This window comes from Micromonospora sp. NPDC048898 (assembly GCF_043198035.1).
Taxonomy (GTDB): domain Bacteria; phylum Actinomycetota; class Actinomycetes; order Mycobacteriales; family Micromonosporaceae; genus Micromonospora.
Map to the genome: position 1 here is coordinate 62421 of NZ_JBICUF010000016.1, position 20340 is coordinate 82760.

Consider the following 20340-nt stretch of genomic DNA (forward strand, 5'->3'; position numbering starts at 1 on the left):
TAGTGCCTCGGCGCGCTGTCGTGGTGGCCGCTCGGCAGGTGCCGTACCAAACGATCAGAGTGAGTGCAGGCGAGTTGGCGTCCGCGTCGGGCCGAGTCATGATCTTGGAGTGAGTAGCGACGAGGAGCCGTTGGCGGGGAACACCACGACCGGGGTGGTGCGTATCGGCGAGACCGTTCGCCGTCCGGTCGGGCCGTGGACCGACTCGGTCGATGCGGTGCTGGGGCACCTGTGGGCGGTGGGATTCACTGGGGCACCTCGACCGTTGGGCCGCGATGCGCAGGGTCGGCAGGTGCTGGAGTATGTCTCCGGCGAGGTGGGCGCGGCGTCCGGCACGTACCCGGCGGCGGAGTTGTTCTCGATTGGTCGGATGCTGGCGGAACTGCACGAAGCGCTGGCCGACTTCGTGCCGCCGCCCGACGCGGTGTGGAACCGACTGATTCCGCCGGATCGGGAGGACATGATCTACCACAACGATGTGGCCCCGTGGAACCTCGTCAGATCGGACCGAGGCTGGGTGCTGATCGACTGGGATGCGACCGCGCCGGGTTCGCGGTTGTGGGACATCGCCTACGCCGCGCAGAGCATGGCCGGCTTGCGGGCGGACCGTCCCGTCGCGGAGTCCGCGGCCCGACTGCGGGCATTCGTCGACGGCTACGGCCTCGAACCGGCCGCACGACCGGCACTCGCGGGCATGCTGGGCCGTCGAGCCGGAGCCATGTACGACCTGCTGCACGAGGGAGCCCGGCAGCGGCGCCAACCGTGGGCCAGGATCTGGGACGAGGACGGCCCGTACTGGAGGGCCACGGCCGAGTATCTCGACGCGCACCGCGAGGCGTGGAACACCGCGCTGCAGTGATCGCCGGTCACAGTGCCGCCTTGTCGGGTGCCGCGCGGAGCAAGGCCAGCATTTCGACCAGGTCGAGCGTGGCACCGGGTACGCGTTCGAGCACGACAGCCACTGGCCCGGAACGCAGCCGTGCCGGCCGGCGGAGTCTCCATCCCGGAGACGCCGCCGACCGCGCTGCGGGCGGCCGGACGGGCACTCCAGAACCGGGACGACGACCGCGTTACCTTCGCGCTCGTCCTGCGGGGCAAGGCCCGGGCGACGCGGGCCATCCTCGACGGCACCGACCCTGCCTGACGTCCTGCGTATTTTCCTTCGTTGTTCGGCCCCGACCTGCTTGTTTGCATTGTGGCATGGTCATTTCACCCTCTGTTGTCACGTCATCGCTCCATCGCGGCCTCACGTCGGGCCAGATCGGGATGCTCACGATCGGCGGGGTCATCGGCACCGGCCTGTTCCTCGGCTCCGGCCTCGCCGTCTCCATGGCCGGACCGACCGTGCTGCTCACCTTCGTCGTCGGTGGGCTCCTCGCGATCGCCCTCACCTACGCCGCCACCGAGATGGCGGTCGCCCATCCCGACCTGCACGGGTTCGGCGCGCTCGCCCACCGCTACCTCGGCCCCCTCGCCGGGTTCACCCAACGTTGGCTGTACTGGGGTGTGGTCGCGATCGGCGCCGGCACCGAGGCCGTCGCCGTGGGGATCTACGTCCGGTACTGGTGGCCGCAGGTGCCACTGTGGATACCGGTCACGCTCGCCGCCGCGGCGGTCATCACGGTCAACGTGTTTCCGGTGCGGGCCTTCGGCACGGTCGAGTACTGGTTCTCGTCCGTCAAGGTCGCCGCGATCGTGGTGTTCCTCGTCCTCGGCGCTGTGCTCCTCACCGTCGGGCTGCCCGACCGGCCGGCGACCGGCCTGTCGGCGGTCACCGACGCGCCGTCCTACCTGCCGCACGGACTCACCGGCCTCGTGGTCGCGCTGATCGTGGCGACCTTCAGCTTCGGCGGCACCGAGGCGCTGGCGCTGACCGCCGCCGAATCGGCCGACCCAGGGCGCGACCTACCGCGCGCCGCTCGCGGGACGATTCTGCGCGTATGCCTGTACTACCTGCTCAGCATGGTGGTCATTCTGTCGGTGTCGCAAGCCGTCGGCCGGGCGCCGGACGGCGCGCTGACCACCAGCCCGTTCGTGCTGGTCTTCGAGTGGACCGGGCTGCCGGCCGCCGCCGCGGTGATGAATTTCGTGGTGCTCACCGCCGCGCTGTCGGCCCTCAACACGGCCTTCTACGTGTCGACGCGCACGCTGCACTCGCTCGCGGTCGACGGCCAGGCGCCGGCCTGGGCAAGACGCGTCAGCCGGCACGGCGTGCCGGTGAACGCGGTCGCCGCGTCGGCCATCGGGCTTCCCCTGGCGGTGACGGTGTCCCTCGTCTCGCCCGACGACGCGTTCGCGAAGCTGCTCGGCATCGCGTTGTTCGGCGTCGCCACGACCTGGGTGCTCATCTTCGCGACCCACGTGGCCTTCCGCCGCCGCCCGCGCACCGCCGACGAGGCCCGCCGGTCGCCGCTGTCACTGCCCGGCGGTTGGCGCACCAGTGCCGCGGCGGCGGTCGCGATGGCGGCGGTGGTCGTGAGTATGCTGTTCGTCGAGACGTTCCGGGTCGCGTGGACGGTCGGCGCGCCGACCGTGGTGGTGATCGTGGTGACGTACGCGCTGACCCGAACGGTACGGCGCCCGCGCCCGCAACCGTGACCTACGACGACATCGCCCTCCCCCGGTCCGCAGCCCGCACCGCTTACCGACGAGGGCGATGTCGTCGACCCGGTTGTCGACCACGTCACGGTCGCGACCCGTTAGCAGCGCACGCATGTCGGCATGGACGAGTGGGTAGGTCACACACATGGAATCTCCGAGCGCGGGCTCAGCCAGGGCCGCCGACATCAACTTCTACTTCGATCCGATCTGCCCATTCGCGTGGATGACAAGCAAGTGGATCAGGATCGTGCAGGCACAACGTGACTACACCGTCGACTGGCGGTTCATCTCGCTGCGCCTCATCAACTCGCACATCGACTACGACAGCCACTTCCCGCCAGGGTACGAAGCCGAGCACACGGCGGGGCTGCGTCTGCTGCGGATGGCCTCGGCGGTGCGCGAAAGGCACGGCCGCGAGGCGATCGGCCCCCTGTACACGGCGTACGGCACCCACATCCTGGAGGTGGGCCCCGACGACGGCCGGGAGCCGGGCTGGCAAGGTGCTCCCGACCTCGCCACCGTCGCGCTCGCCGAGGCCGGCCTGCCAGAATCGCTTGTCGAGTTCCTCGACGACACGTCCCGTGACGCGGAGATCCAGGCCGAGTCGGACGAGGCGCTGGCGCTGACGGGTAAGGACGTCGGCACGCCGATCGTGCACTTCGAGCCGCCGGACGGCGCCGCGTTCTTCGGGCCGGTGATCAGCCGGCTGCCCGACGAGAAGCAAGCCGCACAGCTGTGGGACCACGTCGTCGGCCTCGCCCAGTTTCCCGGCTTTGCCGAGCTCAAGCGCAGCCTGCGCGAGCAGCCACAACTGCCGTCGTGCGGAGTCCCCGCGCAGGAGACGGGCAAGGTCGAGGACTGGCACGCAGGGAGCCGGCGTCTCAAGAAGTAGACACCCGGTCGTTCCTACCAGCCCACCCGCGACCGCGGGAGCTGACCGAGGAGTACGTACTCGGAGCTCATTCGCCCGAGCACGAACAGGACCGGGCCACCGACGATGAGGGCGACCCAGCTCGTCGGCGAGTTACCGGCAACACCGCGGAGCTCGTTGCCAGAACCGGTCCATGCGCACACCGCGACAGCGCCGCCGGGCGGCGGCTGGCCCGGCGCAGGCCGGCCGGCGCTTCCGATACACGCCCTACTGGTCCCGGTCCCGGCGGAGGAAGCACGACAGCAGTTGCCTGAACTCGTGCGGGTGCTCGATCGCCGGCACGTGCCCGCATCGGCCGAACACGTGCAGACGGACATCGGCCAGGTGTTCGAGCATGGGCGTGGCTGCCGTCCCGAGCGGGGTGACCCGGTCCTCGGCGCCATGGACGAGCAGCACTGGCGCGCGTACCGCTGCCAGCGTCTGCGCCGAGAGGGTGAGATCGTCGACCCATCGTGCCCTGGGCGGAGGGAACAACGACGCGAATGCGGCCTCCGCCGCTCGCATCGCGGCCGCTCGGGCTTCGACTGCCGAATCGGTCACGAGCGCCTGGTCGAGGACGAGGCGACTCAGCATGTCTCGTGCCCCGAGCGGGCCGGCGGGGGCGGCCCAGACCGCGTCGAGGTCGGCGGACAGCGGCGCCCCGGGGGCGCCCATCGTCGAGACCGCCACGACACGGGTGACCTGCTGAGGGCGCGCGGCCGCCAACGCCAACGCCACGGCACCGCCCATGGAGTGGCCCACCACGGCGTAGTGCTCGATGCCGAGAGCATCCATCAGGCCCGCGGCCTGCTCCGTCCACAGCCGGAGCCCACCCCTGGAGCCCGCCGGGACGGGTGTACGGCCGAACCCCGCCTGGTCAGGAGCCACCAGGCGCCAGGACGTGCCCAGTGCCTGCGCCGTCGCTGCCCAGGCGCCGGACCCGGTCGTACCGGGTCCGGAGCCGTGCAGCATCAATACCGCGGGCCCGGCGCCGCCCTCCAGGACGTGGACAGGGGAGCCGTCGACCGTGACGGTCCGAAGTGCCGTCACCGGGGCAGGCCGGGTGCGCTCATGCCGATGCGGAGTTGACGGACTTCGCGAAGAGCTCCATCATCGCCCTGCCGAACTGCGGCATGTCGGGCCATCCCCGGCAGGAGACGAGGTTGCCGTCCACGACGTCGGGAGCGTCGATGACCGTCGCGCCCGCGTTCTCCATGTCACCGGTGATGGGCGGGAAGCAGGCCGTCTTCCGACCCTTCAGCAGCCCGTACACCGCTGGCACCTGCGCACCGTGGCACACCAGTGCGATGGGAAGGTTGCGCGCGAAGAAGTGCTCGGTGATGCGCCTGACGTCGGCGTCGACCCGGATCCACTCGGGAGCACGCCCCCCGGGGATGATGAGGGCGTCGTAGCGCTCGACGTCGACCTCGGCCCACGGCACGTCGACCGGCAGCTTCCGGCCGTTCTTCTCCACGTAGGCGTCGGAGTTGGGGTCGAACTCGTGGATGACCAGTTGCACGTCACGCAACGTCCGGGACGAGACGTCGACGTCCCAGCCGCCCTCCTGCACGCGATAGTAGGGATACATGGTGTCGAGCTCCTCGGCGGCGTCGCCGGTCAGGAGCAGCGCTCTGGGCACCTGCTTCTCCTCGCGTCTGGTGGTGGTGAGGGGAATCCAATCCGATCCGATCGATTGACAGCATTCCTCGGCCCAGCCCGCCCGTCAAGCCTCTACCGCCATTGCGTCCGCGTCCTTGACCTCGTCGAACAATCGTCGGAAACGTTCGCCGGATCGCAGGATGTGCCGACGCATCGCGTATGCGGCGGCGTCGGGGTCACGCGCGGCGATCGCGGCCACCACCTCCTCGTGCTCGGCCATGGCCAGGTGGGTGACCTGGGTGTCGTGGTGCAGCCGGAAGAGGTGCACGTGACTGTGCAGGCGAGCGAGCGCTTCACGGATGACCTGGTTCTCCGCGCTCAGGGCGACGAGATCGTGAAAGGCGGCGTCGCGGAGCCCGAAGGCGCCATAGGCCGTGGGTCCGTCGCCCCCCTCCAACTCCGCCATCTCCTCCAGCATTCGTCGCAGACCGGCCACCTGCTCAGAGGACGCGCGTTCGGCGGATCTCCGCGCCGCAGCCGGCTCAAGGAGCAGGCGGACCTCGAGCATGTCCTCGAATCGGTGACGGGTGATCTGGGGGGGAATGCGGTAGCCGGCATGGGGCACACGCACGACCAGACCCTCGGCCTCCATCCGGTTCAGAGCGTCTCGGATCGGCGTCTGCGACACCCCCAGCTCTCGGGCGAGGACATCGATCGTGACGCGGGAGCCAGGCTCGATCCGTAGCGACATCAGCTGTCCGAGCAGCGTGTCGTACACCTCGTCGGCAAGCCGGCCGCCAGCTCTTGCCGGCGGCGTTCCGCCCGTCACGGCCCTACGGCCCCGCGCGCTCATCGCTTCCTCGACCATCGTGACGTGAGGTCCTTTCTTGCGCCTTCGGGAACCTGTTGACATCAGTCACAACGCTGCGGGATGCTGACGCCCCCACGGGATCGTATAGGAAAAGTGCCGGATGATCGCCATCCTGCACCATCGCGGAACCACCCCGCCAGCGCTTCACCTCGATCACCCGGAACTCCCCCGCAACAGCCTGGCAACACGCCTGAACAACCCAGCACCTGCTCGGCGAACCACATAGCGAGGCTCTAGAAGTCCCCACCCAGAAAGCAGGCGAGAAGATGCGGTATCCGAAGCGAATAGGACGAATATCCGTTCCCGGGCGAAAGGTGCGGCTGGCGACGGTGGCCATGCTGCTGGTGGCCACGACCGTGACGGCTTGCGGCGACGGCAAGGACGACGGCACGAAGGCGAGCGCCCCCAAGGCGCCGGCGACCATCCCGGAACTCACCAAGGATCCGCTGACCCTCAGCTTCATCTGGTTCGACTGGCCGCCCGCCAAGGCACTGGAAGCCTTCGCGAACGCGGAGTACAAGAAGGAGCGGCCGAACGCGACCATCAAGGTCAACACCGTGCCGAACGCGAACTGGCACGACGCGATGTTCACCCAGTTCGCGGCGCGCAAGACCGACTTCGACATCGCGATCCTGGACTCGCAACACATCGGCGAGGCCGTGACGAACGGCAACATCCTCGACCTCACCGACTTCGTCAAGAAGAACATCGACGTCACGGCCTACAACCCGTACCTCCTGGCGGCCTACGGCCAGTACCCCCAGGCGGAGACCGGCAAGCGCGACGAGAACGCCAGCCTGTACGGACTGCCGCTGCTCGGCGACACCTGGACGATGATCTACCGCAAGGACCTGATCGGCGACAAGCCGCCGCAGACCTGGGACCAGATGATCTCAGCCGCCGAGAAGTGCCAGTCGGAGAACCCCGGCGTCAGCGGACTGGCCTTCCACCAGGCCAACGGCTCCGACGCCGCGGCCGTCACCTACAACACGGTCAACGGCGTCTACGGCGGCAACCTCTGGGACCCCAAGGCGCGCAAGATCGACGGCATCCTCAACGACACCGCGGGCCAGGAGGCGATGGACGTCCTGGTCAACAAGATGAAACCGCTGACCGCCAAGGGCTCCGGCAACTGGTTCATCGACGAGGTGAACGCGGCGGTCGCCCAGGGCAAGGCCTGCATCGCGTTCAACTGGATCGCCGCGAGCGGCGGCCTGCTCGATCCGAAGGAGTCGACGCTCGGCACCACGCGGGAGCAGATTCTCGACAAGCTGGGCTTTGCCACCCTGCCGACCCAGAAGACGAACCTGGTCCCGCTCGGCGGCATGGGGATGCACGTGTCGGCCTACTCCTCCGCGGCGAACCAGGCGGAGGCCCTGAACTTCATGGAGTGGTTCGAGCGGGCTGACATCCAGAAGAAGTGGGCCGCGGCCGGTGGCGTGCCGTCGCGTACGGACGCCCTGCAGTCGCCCGAGTTCCTCAATGCCGGGCCGTTCAACCAGGTGTACACCGACTCGGTTCCGCGGATGCGGGACATGTGGAACGTCCCCGAGTACGCGCGTCTCGTCAACATCGAGAACACCAACGTGAACGCGGCTCTCAACGGCGCGAAGAAGCCGAAGGATGCGCTCGACGACATCGCCAAGGAGCAGCAGGGCGTGCTCGACTCCAGCAACCGCAAGGGTGGCGGCGGACTGTGAGTGACTCCGTCCCTCTGACGACCGACCCCGGGCAGGTGGCGTCCGCGACGCCACCTGTACCGGGGCGGTCCCGCCGGCTGAGCGACCGCGGGCTCGCCGTGGCCTTCGTCTCCCCCGCGCTGCTGCTGTTGCTCGCGATGTCGGTGTTCCCGTTGCTGTGGGCGTTGTACCTGTCGTTCACCGACTACTCGGCCACCCGCGGAGGGCCCGCCAACTTCGTCTGGTTCGGGAACTACACCGCCATCCTGACGTCGGCGCAGGTCCACACGAGGGCCCTGACGACGTTGATCTACGTGGTCGGCGCGGTAGGTCTGCAGACCGTGCTCGGTTTCGGCATCGCCTACCTGATCTCCCGGCGCACACACGGGCGAGGAGTGCTGACCACGCTGTTCCTGGTGCCGATGATGCTGTCGCCGGTCGTGGTCGGCCTGTTCTGGCGGTTCATGCTCGACGCGCAGTTCGGCGTGGTCAACAGCATGCTCGGCTCGCTCGGCCTGGGGCAGGTGGAGTGGCTCACCCGGCAGCGAACGGCGCTGATCTCCCTGATCGTGGTCGACACCTGGCAGTGGACGCCGTTCATCATGCTCATCGCACTCGCGGGCCTCACCGCGGTCCCCAAGTACCTGTACGAGGCCGCCTCGATCGACCGGGCGTCCGAGTGGTTCCGGTTCCGGACCATCACTCTTCCGCTGGTGTGGCCGCTGCTCCTCATTGCCGTGTTGTTCCGGGCCATCGAGGCCTTCCGGCTGTTCGACCTCGTCTACATCCTCACCAACGGAGGCCCGGGCGTCTCCACCGAGACGTTGTCGTTCCACATCTACAAGGTCGCGTTCCTGGGCTTCAACACCGGCACCGCCTCGGCGTACGGGATCCTCATGGTCCTCGTCGTCATCGTCCTCACGCAGCTCTACCTGCGCTACCTGAACAAGCTCAAGGAGGGCTGATGGCCGTCTCCGTCGACGAGGCCGTGGCCACAGGTCCGGCCCGGGATCACACGCCCCCGACGCGACGCCTGGGCGGCCGGGGCCGCTCGGTGCTGGAGATCGCGCTGCTGACCCTGCTGGCCGTCGTGATGCTCTTTCCGGTGCTGTGGATGATCGAGACGTCCATCAAGGAGAACCGGGACGTCTACGCCATCCCCGCCAAGTTCTTCGACTTCAGGGTCACCCTGGAGCACTACAAGGACGTGTTCGTCGCCCCCGGCGGCGGTCGCTCGGCCTTGTCCGTGGCGTTCCTCAACTCCGTCGTGGTCGCCGGGGTCTCCACGCTGCTGGCCACCCTGCTGGGGGTCCCGGCGGCCTGGGCCTACTCGCGCTTCGCGGTGAAGGCGAAGAAGGACCAACTCTTCTTCATCCTGTCCACCCGCTTCATGCCGCCCGTGGTGGTCGTGGTCCCGATCTTCCTCATGTACCGCCAGGTCGGACTCATCGACAGCAAGCTCGGCCTGATCCTCATCTACGCCGCGTTCAACGTCCCGTTCACGATCTGGATGATGAAGGGATTCGTCGACGAGGTGCCCGCCGAGTACGAGGATGCCGCCATGCTCGACGGCTACACCCGCTTGCAGGCGTTCCGGCTGTTCACCCTGCCCCTGCTCGTGCCCGGCATCGCCGCGACGGCGGTCTTCGCCCTCATCTTCTCCTGGAACGAGTTCGTGTTCGCCACCTTCCTCACCTCCAGCGACAGCGTCCGGACGGCCCCACCCGCCATCGCCGGCCTGATCGGCGGCACCACCACGGACTGGGGTCTCGTGGCCGCCGCCTCCGTGGTGTTCGCCCTGCCGGTGCTCGTCTTCGCCTACCTGGTGCGCAAGCACCTCATCGCCGGTGTCACGCTCGGGGCGGTGCGACGCTGATGGCGGGCATCGAGGTGACCGCCCTGCACAAGCGCTACCCGGACGGGACTGTCGCGGTCGAGCACGTGGACCTGTCCATCGGTGACGGCGAGCTGTTCGTGATGCTCGGCCCTTCGGGTTGCGGCAAGACGACCACGCTGCGGGCCATCGCCGGCCTGGAGAGGCAGACGACCGGCGACATCCGCATCGGCGACACGCTGGTCAACGACCTGCCGCCCGCCGAGCGGGACATCGCCATGGTGTTCCAGTTCTACGCTCTCTACCCGCACCTGAAGACCCGCGACAACCTGGCCTTCCCACTGCGGGCCGAGGGTCTGCCCAAGGCGGAGGTGCACAGGCGGGTCGAGGAGGCCGCCCGGCTGATGCAGCTTGGTCCACTCCTGGACCGGCGACCACGCCAGCTGTCCGGCGGGGAGCAGCAGCGCGTCGCGCTCGCTCGTGCCCTGGTGCGACGACCGCGCGCATTCCTCATGGACGAACCGCTCACCAATCTGGACGCGGAACTGCGGGCGGACATGCGCACGGAGATCAAGCACCTACAGGGGGAGCTGGGGGCGACGATGGTCTACGTCACCCACGACCAGGTCGAGGCGATGTCGCTCGGTCACCGGATCGCCATCCTCAACAAGGGCCGCGTCGAGCAGGTCGGCACGCCACTGGAGGTCTACGACCGTCCGGCGAGCCTCTTCTGCGCCGCGTTCATCGGCTCCCCGCCGATGAACCTCATCGAGGTGGAGGTGGCCGACGGGGAGCTACGCGGTCAGGGCGGCCTGGTCCTCACCCCACCGCCCGGCCTGCCCCGCGACCGTGCCCTGGTCGCCGGCGTCCGGCCGGAGGCGCTGGAGGTCACCGAGCCAGGGGCGGAACGGTCGGTCCCGGCCCGCGTGGTCTCGGCGGAGTGGCTGGGCGACGAGATCATCTACGTGGTCGACCACAGCGGCCAGCGCGAGGTACGGGTTCGGATGCCACCGACCGTCCGTTTCGCCGCCGACGCGAAGGTCGGGCTGCGGCACACCGGTGGGACCCCGGTGGTCTACGACGTGCGCACGGAAGAGCTGGTGGCCTGATGGGAACCGTGGCAGTACAGGGGCTGTGCAAGTCCTTCGGTAAGGTCCAGGCCCTGGACGGGGTGACGCTGGACGTGCCCGACGGCTCGTTCTTCGTCGTGCTCGGGCCCTCCGGGGCAGGCAAGACGACGACCCTGCGAGCGATCGCCGGGCTGGACAAGCTCGACGCCGGGTCGGTGCATCTGGACGGCAGGGACGCGACAAATGACACCCCGGCCGCACGCGACCTGGCCATGGTCTTCCAGAGCTACGCCCTCTACCCGCGACGCACGGTGTACGAGAACATCGCCTCGCCGCTGCGGGCACGCCGCTGTTCGTCGAGTGAGATCGCCGCTGCCGTCGAGCAGATGTCGAACCTGCTGCACATCGAACGTCTGCTGCAGCGTCGTCCCGCGCAGTTGTCGGGTGGTGAGATGCAGCGTGTCGCCCTGGCCCGGGCGCTGGTCCGTAGCCCGCGCGCGTTTCTCATGGACGAGCCGCTGACGAACCTCGACCTCAAGCTCCGCGTCGAGATGCGCACCGAACTCACCCGCATCCACCGCAGCCTCGGGGCGACCTTCGTCTACGTGACGAACGACCAGGTCGAGGCCCTGTCCATGGCCGACCAGGTCGCGGTCCTCAAGGAGGGGAAGGTGCAACAGGTCGGAACACCGACCGAGGTGTACGAGCGTCCCGCCAACAAGTGGGTCGCCGGATTCGTCGGAAGCCCGCCGATCAGCCTGCTGGCCTGCCACGCCGAGGGAGATCGTCTGGTCGGTGCGCAAGGCTGGACGCTGCCCCGGCCGCGCTGGACCACGGCCGAGGACGGTCGTGCGCTTCTGCTGGGCGTACGCGCGGAGGACCTGTCCGTCGAGCAGCGTGGGGACGCGTCGTTGTCCGGGGAGCTCTACGGGCTTGAGCCGCTCGGTGACCGCACGGTGGTCGACGTCCTCGTGGGGACGGAGATCCTCAAGGTCAAGGCACGACCCACAGTCACCGGTACGCAGGGCGAGCGGCTGCACGTCACTGTCGACCTGGACCGTGCGCACCTGTTCGACGCGGGCACCGGGCTGTCGCTGTCCGAGGCTGGGCGCTAGGGCCTGTGTCAAAGCCCCTGGCCGGCCTGCGGCGGGCCCAGACGACGACCGGCCGCGTTGGAGATTGGCCCGGATACAACACCGGTATCCGGGCCAATCTCCGCCTTGCCGGATCGCCGCCCGGACTCCGCCTCGGCTCGACCGAGGGCTTTGACACAGGCCCTAGGGCCTGGCGGCGACGGCGACATGCGCCCGCACGTGGCGGTCGAGCCTCGACGGACCGTCACCGGTGCGCACGGCCTGACGACACGGGGACGGACGTGCTCCGACAAGGCGATCGGTGGCGCGGGGCGTCGCGATCACTGAGGCACGCCGGACAGCACCAAGAAGAACACAGGAGGCGACGCAGTGAGTGACCCGATGAACGTCCTGGCCCCCGAACACCGGCGGCTCCGGATCGGCGACGCCTGGCGCGACGCCGCGAGCGGAGCCACCTTTGCCGTCGAGGACCCGGCCACCGGCAAGACCATCGCCGAGGTGGCGGACGCCGGCGTCGTGGACGGGCTCGCCGCTCTGGACGTGGCGAGCAGGGCAATGGCGGAGTGGGCGGCGACACCGCCACGGAAACGGTCGGAGTTGTTGACCGCGACGTACCGGGCACTGACCGAGCGGTCCGAGGACGTCGCCCGGCTGATAACGCTCGAGATGGGCAAGCCGCTCGCCGAGGCTCGGGGCGAGGTGGCCTACGGCGCCGAGTTCTTCCGGTGGTTCGCCGAGGAGGCGGTACGCGTCGAGGGGCGCTACAGCGCCGCTCCCGCGGGTGGATATCGCATCCTCACCGTGCCGAAGCCGGTCGGGCCGTGCGTCTTCGTGACGCCCTGGAACTTCCCGTTGGCGATGGGCGCCCGCAAGATCGCTCCCGCGCTGGCCGCGGGCTGCACGACGATCACCAAGCCGGCTGGTCAGACGCCACTGACCATGCTGTTGCTGGCCCGCATCATGGAGGAGGTCGGCGTTCCCCCGGGCGTCGTCAACGTGGTGACCACCAAGCGTTCCGGCGAGGTGGTCTCCGCACTGCTGGCCGACAGGCGGACCCGCAAGCTCTCGTTCACCGGGTCGACCGAGGTCGGGCGCGTACTGCTGCGACAGGCCGCCGACAACGTGCTGCGTACCTCCATGGAACTGGGCGGCAACGCGGCCCTGATCGTGTGTGCGGACGCCGACCTGGACGTGGCGGTCGACGGCGCCATGGTGGCCAAGATGCGCAACATCGGGGAGTCCTGCATCGCGGCCAACCGGATCTACGTCGAGGAGCCGGTGCGCGAGGAGTTCACGGCGCGCTTCGCCGAGCGGATGGGCGCGCTCTCGGTGGGCCATGGTCTCGACGACGGCGTGGACGTCGGGGCGTTGATCGACGAGGCCTCGGTCGCCAAGATCGACGAGCTCGTCGTCGACGCGGTCGAGCGCGGCGCCCGGGTCCTGGTGGGCGGCGAGCGACCGGATGGGCCGGGCCACTTCTACCCGCCCACGGTCCTCGTCGACGTGCCCGACGATGCGCGGATGCTGGCGGCGGAGGTCTTCGGCCCGGTGGCGCCGATCATCTCGTTCACGTCCGACGACGAGGTGCTGGCGAAGGCCAACGACACCGAGTTCGGACTGGTCGGATACATCTTCACCCGTGACCTGCAGCGGGCGCTCCGGTTCGCCGAGGGTCTGGAGACGGGGATGGTCGGCATCAACCGTGGTCTGATCTCGGACCCGTCGGCTCCGTTCGGCGGCGTGAAGCAGTCCGGGATCGGCAAGGAGGGGTCTCACGAGGGCATCCTCGAGTACCTCGACCTCACCTACGCGGCGATCGACCTACCGTGACGGGCCTGCTGCTCCGGGCGCCCGCCGAGGATCACCGCGCCCCGTGCGCCCAGCAAACCGCCGCCGACGTTCCGGAGAGGCACCGAGATGCTTGAGACCGTCCGCGGACCACGCCAACTGATCGTGGGCGAAGGGGTCGCGCAGAACATCCCGCGAGTGGTGGCCGAGAGTGGCTCGCGCGTCCTCATCGTGACCGACCAGGTTCTTCTGGGACAGCCGGGCGTGGCCGAGATCGTGGCCGCCGTGCGGGAGAAGGTCCAGGCCGTCGAGGTGTTCTCCGACGCGACGCCGGACGTGCCACTCGCCGATGTCGCCCTGGCCGTCTCGGTCGCCGCCGAGGTGAACGCCGACGTGATCCTCGCCATCGGGGGTGGCACGGTGATCGACCTGGCCAAAATCGTCGGCGTCATCCGGCGCCACGGTGGGACACCGCGCGACTTCTACGGCGAGTCGAAGGTGCCGGGGCCGACGATGCCTCTCGTCGCGGTCCCGACGACGTCAGGCACCGGCTCCGAGCTCACCCCCGTCTCGGTGTTGACCGACCCGGACCGCGAGCTGAAGGTGGGGGTTTCCAGCGTCCACATCGTGCCCGACTTCGCCATCGTCGACCCCGAGCTCACCTACAGCTGCCCGGCGACAGTCACCGCCCACTCCGGCATCGACGCGTTCTGCCACGCGGTGGAGAGCTACACCGCGCGACCCCGGGCCCACGGACCACGCGACCCGGTGGAGCAGGTGTTCCTCGGCCGCAACCCGATCACCGACCACTACGCGCTCCTGGCCGCGGAGCGGATCGCCCGTAGTCTGCGTCGGGCGGTCCGGGACGGCGGCGACACGGACGCGCGCGCGGACATGTCCTACGGGTCCATGCTCGCCGGGCTCGCCTTCTCCCACGCGGGCAACGCGGCCCCGCACGCCCTCCAGTACCCCATCGGCGCGGCCACGCACACGCCGCACGGCCTGGGCGTCGGGCTGCTGCTGCCCTACGCGCTGGACGCGGCCAGGGATGCCATCGCCGGCCGGTTGGCCGTCCTCGCCGGGGTGTGCGGCCTCGACGTGGCCGACGCCTCGGATGCCGAGGCCGCGGACACGTTCCTCACCTGGCTCGACGGGCTCCTTGCCGACATCGGCATCCCTCCCACCCTGGCCGACATCGGCGTGGCACGCGCCGACCTCCCGCGCTTCGCGGAGATGGCCAGTGGCGTCACCCGCCTGATCCAGAACCATCCGGGCCCGACCGACACCGACAGCCTGACCGCGATCCTCGAAGCGGCCTGGGCCGGGGACCGGACCCGGAAGTCCTGACGTCGAGCGGAGACAGTGACCGGCCTTCCACCTGACGACGAGCAAGACCGATCGGCCCGGCCGCGGTGGTTGCCCGCTCACCGCGGCCGACCCAGGGCTCGATCGACTACTTGAAGGCCGAGGTGTTGCGTACGGCCCACGCGGCGAAGGTGCGGGCCGGACGGCCGAGGATCCGTTCGACGTGTGGGCTCACCTGTTGCTCGCCGATTTTCGGCGTGCCCAGAATGGTCAGGGTGTTCTCCACGACTGGCTCGGGCATGAAGCGCAGCATCTGTGCCCGAGCCTCCGCGCGGCTCTGCTCGACGAACCGCACCGGTTCACCCAGCGCGTCGGCGATCGCCGACGCCTGCTGTCGGGGTGAGATCGGTGCGGGACCGGTCAACACGTACGCCCTGCCGACGTGCGCGGTGTCCCGCAACACCGCGGCGGCCACCTCGGCGATGTCGCTGGGGTCGATGGTCGGCAGGGCGACATCGCCGAACGGGGCGGCGACCATCCGTTGGCTCCGGACCATTTCCGCCCACCCGAACGTGTTCGAGTGAAAACCTCCTGGTCGCAGCATTGTCCATGCCAGGTCCGACTGCACGATGGGGTCCTCCAGCGTGGAGGGATGGCTTCCCGTCGCAACGCCTTGGGAGGAGAGCAGGACGACGCGGCGGATCCCCGCCGCCCGCGTAGCGTCGAGCACGTCGCTGACCCTGCCTCCGGCGGACACGAAGTCGCCCGAGGTCAGCAGGAACAGCACTTCGGCCCCGTCGAACGCGGACGGGAGACTCGCCGGATCGGCCAGGTCGGCCTGCCGATGCCGCACCCCCGCCGGGACGTCCAACGCCGAAATCCGCCGCGACACCGCCGTCACGTGTTCGCCGGCCTCGGCGAGCGCCCGCACGAGCGGCCGTCCGACATTGCCGGTTGCCCCAGTTACCACAATCATTGTCTGCCCCCTGCTGTCGAGTTCTGCGGCTCGACGGAAGCTATCAACGTCGTGATAGTAGGTACCTACAGGAAAGTAATGGGAGAAAGGCCAACTGTGACCCACGACATGCACCCGGCGACTCGTGCCGAGGTCGCCCCGGAGCAGGCGTGCCCGATCGCCCCGGTGGTCGACATCGTCTTCAGCCGTTGGACCACCCCGATCCTGTGGGCCCTCAACGAATACGGCCGTCATCGATTCGTGGAACTGGAGCGCCGCATCACCACCATCACACCCAAGGTGCTGACCCAGCGGCTCCGGCAACTGGAACGCGACGGTCTCGTCACGCGCACCTACCACCCAGAGGTCCCACCGCGCGTGGAGTACGAAATCAGCGAGCTGGGACGCAGCCTGGCACCGCTGTTCGCCACCCTCGCCCACTGGTCGGGCAACCTGGACAAGGTCGAGCAGGCCCGCCGGCACTACGACGCCACGCACCGGGTCGGCAGCCGCCGGCCCCTGCGCTAGGGCCTGTGTCAAAGCCCCTGGCCGGCCTGCGGCGGGCCCAGACGACGACCGGCCGCGTTGGAGATTGGCCCGGATACAACACCGGTATCCGGGCCAATCTCCGCCTTGCCGGATCGCCGCCTGGACTCCGCCTCGGCTCGACCGAGGGCTTTGACACAGGCCCTAGGCCGTCCGTCGCGGAGATGCCGTGCGGGGGCCTCATCCGGAGGGAGCGGCCTCCAGGGCCGGCGGCAGGTGTACGGCGATGTCCAGACCGCCGCTCGGCCGTGCGGCGCTGGAGATCTCTCCGTCGTGCGCGGTAACGACCGCCCGGACGATGGACAGGCCGAGCCCGGCCCCGCGGGTGCCGTTGCCGGTGCCCCGGACGAACGGCTCGAACAACCGCCGCTCCTCCTCCGGCGTGACCAGCGGGCCGGTGTTGACCACCCGCAGGAACGCGAGCCCGTTCGCGATGCCGGAGGTCACCGTGACGTCTCCGCCGGCGTGGTTGTAGCGCAGCGCGTTCTCCAGCAGGTTGCCGACCATCCGTTCCAGCAGCACCGGCTCGCCGCTGACCGGCGCCGGCCGCAGGTCGGTACGGAGGGTGACGGCACCGTTCGCCGCCCGGTCGGCGGCGTCGGCAACTGTCGCGGCGACGTCGGCCAGGTCCACGGGGGTTCGGCGGGGCGGGCCGGCCTGGCTGCGGGCCAGGACCAGGAGTCCGTCGAGGGTGCGCTGGCTGGTTTCGACGGCGGTGGCGATGTCGCCGGCCATCGCGACGAGTTCGGCGCGGTCGGGTTCGCCGTCGAGGGTGACGTCGATGGCGGTGCGCATGGTGGTGAGCGGGGTGCGGAGTTCGTGCGCGGCGTTGGCGACGAACAGGCGTTGGCTGTCGAGGACCCGGTCGCGTTCGGTGATGCCGTGTTGGATGCGGTCCAGCATGCCGTTGATGGTGGCGGCCAGCGTGGCGAGTTCGTCGGCGGGTCGGTGGACCGGTATCCGTTCGGACAGTTTCTCCACGGACAGCCGGTTCGCCGTACCGGACATCGTCCGGATCGGCCGCAGTATCCGCCCGGCCACCAGCCAGCCGGTCACCCCGGCCAGCGCGGTCACCACCAGCAGCGCCAGCGCGGCCCGAGCCACCAGATCGGCGAGCACCTCCTCCCGCAGCCGCCCACCGATGTTGCCGTCCGGACCCGGGGAAGGCAGCCGCAGGTCGCCCCGCACCAACAGCACGTACGTCAGTGCCAGGAGCAGGAACCCGGCGGCCAGCACCAGGCCGGTGTACACGAGCGTGAGCCGGCTGCGGGCGGTCAGTCGCCGGATCATGAGGCGATCCGATACCCGGCGCCGGTCACGGTTTCGACGAGCTGTGGATCACCGAGCTTGCGCCGCAGGGTGCTGACGGTGATCCGCACGGCGTTGGTGAACGGGTCGGCGTGCTCGTCCCACACCTTGTCCAGCAGCGTCTCCGCGCTCACCACGGCACCGTCGGCGGCGAGCAGCCGTTCCAGCACCCCGAACTCCTTCGGGGTCAGCGACAGCAGCCGGCCAGCCCGTTCGACGGTGCGCCGGGACGGATCGAGTTCGACATCCCCCGCGCGCAGCACCGGAGGGCGGGCCGGCGTGCTGCGCCGGGCCAGCGCACGCACCCGGGCGACCAACTCGGAGAACGCGAACGGCTTGGCCAGGTAGTCGTCGGCGCCCAGGGCCAGCCCGTCCACCCGGTCGGACACGGCACCGGACGCGGTGAGCATCAGCACCCGCGCCGCGCCGCGCTGTGCCAACAGCCGGCACACGGTGTCACCGTGCACGACCGGAAGGTCCCGGTCCAGGACCACCACGTCGTACGGGATGATGTCGCACTTGTCCAGCGCCTGCTGACCGTCGTGTGCCACGTCCACGGCGCAGCCATTCTTGGTCAGCCCAGCCGCGACGTACGTGGCCAGGGGTTGTTCGTCCTCGACCAGCAGCACCCGCATCCGCCCAGTATCCCCAGCAGCGCATATGAGTGGTGTATGGGTCGGCGATCGGTTGCCGATGCGCGGTCGTCGGTAGACCTGCAACGGTCCGTGTGTCGATCGGGAAAGGACCGTGCTCATGGAATCGGCTTCGGTAGGTGGTATCGACCGGCGGCGGCTGGTCGGCTGGGGCGGTTTGGCCGCCGCCGGCGCAGTGGCCGGAGTGCCGCTGGTGAGCGCCGGGGTCGGCCACGCAGCCCCGGCCTCGACCGGCCCGTCCGGGCACGACCGGATCCCACCGGACGCCCTGCCCGGTGGGGCCTACGACCGGTACGTGGCGCAACTGGCCGCGGAGGGCAGGTTCTCCGGTGTGGTGCTGCTGTCGCACCGGGGACGGACGGTGCTGTCCCGCAGTTACGGCATGGCCGACAGGGAGAAGGGGATCCGCAACCACGAGGGGATCGCGTTCAGCCTCAGCTCGGCGGGCAAGCCGTTCCACGCGGTGGCCATGTTGCAGTTGGCGCAGCAGGGCAAGGTGCAGTTGACGGACCCGGTGGGCAGGTACCTGACGGGCTTCACCAAGGACATCGCCGAGCAGGTGACCATTCACCACATGCTGGCCGGCAACTCCGGGATGAACACGCCGGCCGAGGACACGCAACGCGTCTTCCAGAGCCGGGAGGAGGTGCGCGAGTACTGCGAGCAGTGGGCCCGGCAGTCGAAGCTGGTGGCCCCCGTCGGCACTCCCACCGACCACGCCGGCGCCGAGGTCGCCATCCCCGCGCTGATCATCGAGGCCGTGACCGGCGAGACGTACTGGGACTACGTCCAGGAGAACATCTTCCGGCGCTGCGGCATGACCGGCACGGCGTTCTCCACCAGGCCCCAGTGGCTCACCGACCGGCACATCGCGCACCCGTACATGCTGTTGGCCGACGGCAGCCGGGTCGACGCCGTCCGCAACCTGGACCAGAGCAGCCCGTACCTGGCCGGCAAGAACCCGGGCCGCGCCTTCATCGACGCCCCCGGGGACGGCGGCTTCGCCACCGCGCCGGATCTGGTCCGGTTCGCGCACGCACTGGGCGACGGCACGGTGCTGAACCAGCCCTGGGCCGACCTGCTCACCGCCGCCAAGATCCCGCACGGGCCGGCGTCGTTCGGGTCATACACGATTCCAGTCCGCATCGTCAACGACCAGTGGATGTTCGCGCGTGCCGGTGGCAACCCCGGTGTCGGTGCGAGCTGGAGCATCTACCCGTACACCGGCTGGGTCGGCGTCATCCTCAGCAACAGCGACGGCGCGCCGCTACAGGAGATGAGCCAGCGGGAGATGCGGGCCGTCACCGGGGGTTCGCCCGGCGGCGGGCCGGGTGGGGGCGGCTGACGCGACTCTCCGGACATTTTCGTGGGTGGTGACCGCCGAGCAGGGGCGGCCCCGAGTGTACGGACGGAAGCGGGGTTGACATGCGCAGAGACTGGCACGACTGGATCGGTACGTTCACCGGCGTGGCCCACACCACGGTGGCCGCACTGCCCTTGGCCGCGCTGGCGGTGTCGGTTCTGGCACGCCGTCGCATCGCCACCGGCGCCACGCCCGGGTGGGCGTGGCGGATGTCGCTGGCCGAGATCGGCATCGTCTACGGGACGGTGCCGTGGGTATGGATGATCCTGTTGCCGGGCACCCGGGCCGGGACGAGCCTGGTACCGCTGCGGGACCTGCTCACGATCCTCACCGACCGAGGGCCGGTGACACTGACGGGCCAGGTCGTCGGCAACCTGATCGTCTTCGCGGCACTGGGATTCCTCGCCCCGCTGCGGTTCGCGGCGCTGACGTCGGTGCCGCGGATCGTGGCGCTCGCGGCGGGCTGCTCGGTCCTGGTCGAGACCGCACAGTACGTCCTGCGGCTGGATCGGGTGTCGTCCGTGGACGACGTACTGCTCAATGCCGCCGGCGCCGGGCTGGCCGCGCTGGCGGCGCGTCGCTGGTGGCGCGCCACGGCCCGGGACCAAACGCGGCAGCTGGCCACCAGAAACCGCGCGATCACTGACTGAAGGGCCTGGGCGGGGCTGGTCAACTGCCGGCCTCGTGCACCGGTGGTGGTGCGAGCCGCGAGAGCGCCTTCCACCGAATCCACTGCACCCTTCGGGGTGGTCTCTTAGGCTGCG

At 69.6% G+C, this 20340-nt stretch carries 20 protein-coding genes; 14 read left to right on the forward strand and 6 right to left on the reverse strand.

Annotation, left to right across the window (positions count from 1 at the left end):
* Positions 1 to 109 precede the first annotated feature (109 nt).
* The 4 genes from ACGFIQ_RS29885 to ACGFIQ_RS29900 all read left to right on the forward strand — a co-directional run bounded on the left by ACGFIQ_RS29885 (position 110) and on the right by ACGFIQ_RS29900 (position 3493).
* Complete coding sequence (locus ACGFIQ_RS29885) at positions 110 to 859, forward strand: phosphotransferase (protein WP_393248830.1); 750 nt, start codon at positions 110 to 112, stop codon at positions 857 to 859.
* Between the two features lie 120 nt (positions 860 to 979).
* Positions 980 to 1144: a hypothetical protein gene (locus ACGFIQ_RS29890; RefSeq protein WP_393248831.1), complete on the forward strand. Its 165-nt coding sequence runs from the start codon at positions 980 to 982 to the stop codon at positions 1142 to 1144.
* A 122-nt stretch (positions 1145 to 1266) separates the two neighbouring features.
* A complete protein-coding gene (locus tag ACGFIQ_RS29895; RefSeq protein WP_393248832.1) occupies positions 1267 to 2598 on the forward strand; it encodes an amino acid permease in 1332 nt (443 codons plus the stop codon).
* 148 nt (positions 2599 to 2746) lie between these two features.
* Positions 2747 to 3493 carry a hypothetical protein gene (locus ACGFIQ_RS29900; protein ID WP_393248833.1) on the forward strand — a complete coding sequence of 249 codons (747 nt, stop codon included), beginning with the start codon at positions 2747 to 2749 and terminating at the stop codon, positions 3491 to 3493.
* A 246-nt stretch (positions 3494 to 3739) separates the two neighbouring features.
* On the opposite strand, the gene ACGFIQ_RS29905 is transcribed toward ACGFIQ_RS29900, so the two are convergent.
* The 3 genes from ACGFIQ_RS29905 to ACGFIQ_RS29915 form a co-directional block, all read right to left on the reverse strand.
* The gene (locus ACGFIQ_RS29905; protein WP_393248834.1) at positions 3740 to 4561 is read right to left on the reverse strand and encodes an alpha/beta fold hydrolase; all 822 of its coding nucleotides are present in this window, start codon (positions 4559 to 4561) and stop codon (positions 3740 to 3742) included.
* Between the two features lie 19 nt (positions 4562 to 4580).
* A complete protein-coding gene (locus ACGFIQ_RS29910; RefSeq protein WP_357078339.1) occupies positions 4581 to 5150 on the reverse strand; it encodes a DJ-1/PfpI family protein in 570 nt (189 codons plus the stop codon).
* Positions 5151 to 5234: 84 nt separating this feature from the next.
* Complete coding sequence (locus ACGFIQ_RS29915) at positions 5235 to 5978, reverse strand: GntR family transcriptional regulator (RefSeq protein WP_393248835.1); 744 nt, start codon at positions 5976 to 5978, stop codon at positions 5235 to 5237.
* A gap of 269 nt (positions 5979 to 6247) precedes the next feature.
* Here ACGFIQ_RS29915 and ACGFIQ_RS29920 point away from each other — a divergent pair, with 269 nt between their 5' ends.
* From ACGFIQ_RS29920 to ACGFIQ_RS29950, 7 genes are all read left to right on the forward strand, one after another.
* On the forward strand, positions 6248 to 7681 hold the full coding sequence (locus ACGFIQ_RS29920) for an extracellular solute-binding protein (protein ID WP_393248836.1): 1434 nt from the start codon (positions 6248 to 6250) through the stop codon (positions 7679 to 7681).
* The gene (locus ACGFIQ_RS29925) at positions 7678 to 8625 is read left to right on the forward strand and encodes a carbohydrate ABC transporter permease (protein ID WP_393248837.1); all 948 of its coding nucleotides are present in this window, start codon (positions 7678 to 7680) and stop codon (positions 8623 to 8625) included. Before ACGFIQ_RS29920 ends, ACGFIQ_RS29925 begins: the two co-directional genes overlap by 4 nt.
* Complete coding sequence (locus ACGFIQ_RS29930) at positions 8625 to 9536, forward strand: carbohydrate ABC transporter permease (protein WP_393248838.1); 912 nt, start codon at positions 8625 to 8627, stop codon at positions 9534 to 9536. The genes ACGFIQ_RS29925 and ACGFIQ_RS29930 overlap by 1 nt, the downstream gene beginning before the upstream one ends.
* Positions 9536 to 10603: an ABC transporter ATP-binding protein gene (locus tag ACGFIQ_RS29935; RefSeq protein ID WP_393248839.1), complete on the forward strand. Its 1068-nt coding sequence runs from the start codon at positions 9536 to 9538 to the stop codon at positions 10601 to 10603. The genes ACGFIQ_RS29930 and ACGFIQ_RS29935 overlap by 1 nt, the downstream gene beginning before the upstream one ends.
* Positions 10603 to 11679 carry an ABC transporter ATP-binding protein gene (locus ACGFIQ_RS29940; protein ID WP_393248840.1) on the forward strand — a complete coding sequence of 359 codons (1077 nt, stop codon included), beginning with the start codon at positions 10603 to 10605 and terminating at the stop codon, positions 11677 to 11679. The genes ACGFIQ_RS29935 and ACGFIQ_RS29940 overlap by 1 nt, the downstream gene beginning before the upstream one ends.
* Before the next feature lie 348 nt (positions 11680 to 12027).
* Positions 12028 to 13488, forward strand: coding sequence for an NAD-dependent succinate-semialdehyde dehydrogenase (locus tag ACGFIQ_RS29945; protein WP_393248841.1), 1461 nt, complete (start codon positions 12028 to 12030; stop codon positions 13486 to 13488).
* Positions 13489 to 13575: 87 nt separating this feature from the next.
* On the forward strand, positions 13576 to 14793 hold the full coding sequence (locus ACGFIQ_RS29950; RefSeq protein ID WP_393248842.1) for an iron-containing alcohol dehydrogenase: 1218 nt from the start codon (positions 13576 to 13578) through the stop codon (positions 14791 to 14793).
* Between the two features lie 106 nt (positions 14794 to 14899).
* Here the strand turns inward: ACGFIQ_RS29950 and ACGFIQ_RS29955 are convergent, their stop codons facing one another.
* Positions 14900 to 15832 (reverse strand): NAD(P)H-binding protein, encoded by a 933-nt coding sequence (locus ACGFIQ_RS29955; protein WP_393248843.1) that lies wholly within the window; start codon positions 15830 to 15832, stop codon positions 14900 to 14902.
* Here ACGFIQ_RS29955 and ACGFIQ_RS29960 point away from each other — a divergent pair.
* Positions 15824 to 16234, forward strand: coding sequence for a winged helix-turn-helix transcriptional regulator (locus ACGFIQ_RS29960; RefSeq protein WP_393248844.1), 411 nt, complete (start codon positions 15824 to 15826; stop codon positions 16232 to 16234). The genes ACGFIQ_RS29955 and ACGFIQ_RS29960 overlap by 9 nt on opposite strands.
* Before the next feature lie 198 nt (positions 16235 to 16432).
* On the opposite strand, the gene ACGFIQ_RS29965 is transcribed toward ACGFIQ_RS29960, so the two are convergent.
* Positions 16433 to 17542 carry a sensor histidine kinase gene (locus ACGFIQ_RS29965; protein WP_393248845.1) on the reverse strand — a complete coding sequence of 370 codons (1110 nt, stop codon included), beginning with the start codon at positions 17540 to 17542 and terminating at the stop codon, positions 16433 to 16435.
* Positions 17539 to 18195 carry a response regulator transcription factor gene (locus tag ACGFIQ_RS29970; RefSeq protein ID WP_393248846.1) on the reverse strand — a complete coding sequence of 219 codons (657 nt, stop codon included), beginning with the start codon at positions 18193 to 18195 and terminating at the stop codon, positions 17539 to 17541. Before ACGFIQ_RS29970 ends, ACGFIQ_RS29965 begins: the two co-directional genes overlap by 4 nt.
* Positions 18196 to 18313: 118 nt before the next feature.
* On the opposite strand from ACGFIQ_RS29970, the gene ACGFIQ_RS29975 reads away from it, so the two are divergent.
* Positions 18314 to 19558 (forward strand): serine hydrolase domain-containing protein, encoded by a 1245-nt coding sequence (locus ACGFIQ_RS29975; RefSeq protein ID WP_393248847.1) that lies wholly within the window; start codon positions 18314 to 18316, stop codon positions 19556 to 19558.
* Positions 19559 to 19638: 80 nt separating this feature from the next.
* Positions 19639 to 20226, forward strand: a complete 588-nt coding sequence (locus ACGFIQ_RS29980; protein WP_393248848.1) for a VanZ family protein — start codon at positions 19639 to 19641, stop codon at positions 20224 to 20226.
* Positions 20227 to 20340 lie beyond the last annotated feature (114 nt).

Excerpts from the sequence above, each read along its gene's own strand:
- ACGFIQ_RS29895 (WP_393248832.1), top strand. The coding sequence starts at position 1,267 with ATGCTCACGATCGGCGGGGTCATCGGCACCGGCCTGTTCCTCGGCTCC.
- ACGFIQ_RS29900 (WP_393248833.1), top strand. The coding sequence starts at position 2,747 with ATGGAATCTCCGAGCGCGGGCTCAGCCAGGGCCGCCGACATCAACTTC.
- ACGFIQ_RS29915 (WP_393248835.1), bottom strand. The coding sequence starts at position 5,978 with ATGGTCGAGGAAGCGATGAGCGCGCGGGGCCGTAGGGCCGTGACGGGC.
- ACGFIQ_RS29920 (WP_393248836.1), top strand. The coding sequence starts at position 6,248 with ATGCGGTATCCGAAGCGAATAGGACGAATATCCGTTCCCGGGCGAAAG.
- ACGFIQ_RS29930 (WP_393248838.1), top strand. The coding sequence starts at position 8,625 with ATGGCCGTCTCCGTCGACGAGGCCGTGGCCACAGGTCCGGCCCGGGAT.
- ACGFIQ_RS29935 (WP_393248839.1), top strand. The coding sequence starts at position 9,536 with ATGGCGGGCATCGAGGTGACCGCCCTGCACAAGCGCTACCCGGACGGG.
- ACGFIQ_RS29940 (WP_393248840.1), top strand. The coding sequence starts at position 10,603 with ATGGGAACCGTGGCAGTACAGGGGCTGTGCAAGTCCTTCGGTAAGGTC.
- ACGFIQ_RS29950 (WP_393248842.1), top strand. The coding sequence starts at position 13,576 with ATGCTTGAGACCGTCCGCGGACCACGCCAACTGATCGTGGGCGAAGGG.
- ACGFIQ_RS29965 (WP_393248845.1), bottom strand. The coding sequence starts at position 17,542 with ATGATCCGGCGACTGACCGCCCGCAGCCGGCTCACGCTCGTGTACACC.
- ACGFIQ_RS29970 (WP_393248846.1), bottom strand. The coding sequence starts at position 18,195 with ATGCGGGTGCTGCTGGTCGAGGACGAACAACCCCTGGCCACGTACGTC.
- ACGFIQ_RS29975 (WP_393248847.1), top strand. The coding sequence starts at position 18,314 with ATGGAATCGGCTTCGGTAGGTGGTATCGACCGGCGGCGGCTGGTCGGC.
- ACGFIQ_RS29980 (WP_393248848.1), top strand. The coding sequence starts at position 19,639 with ATGCGCAGAGACTGGCACGACTGGATCGGTACGTTCACCGGCGTGGCC.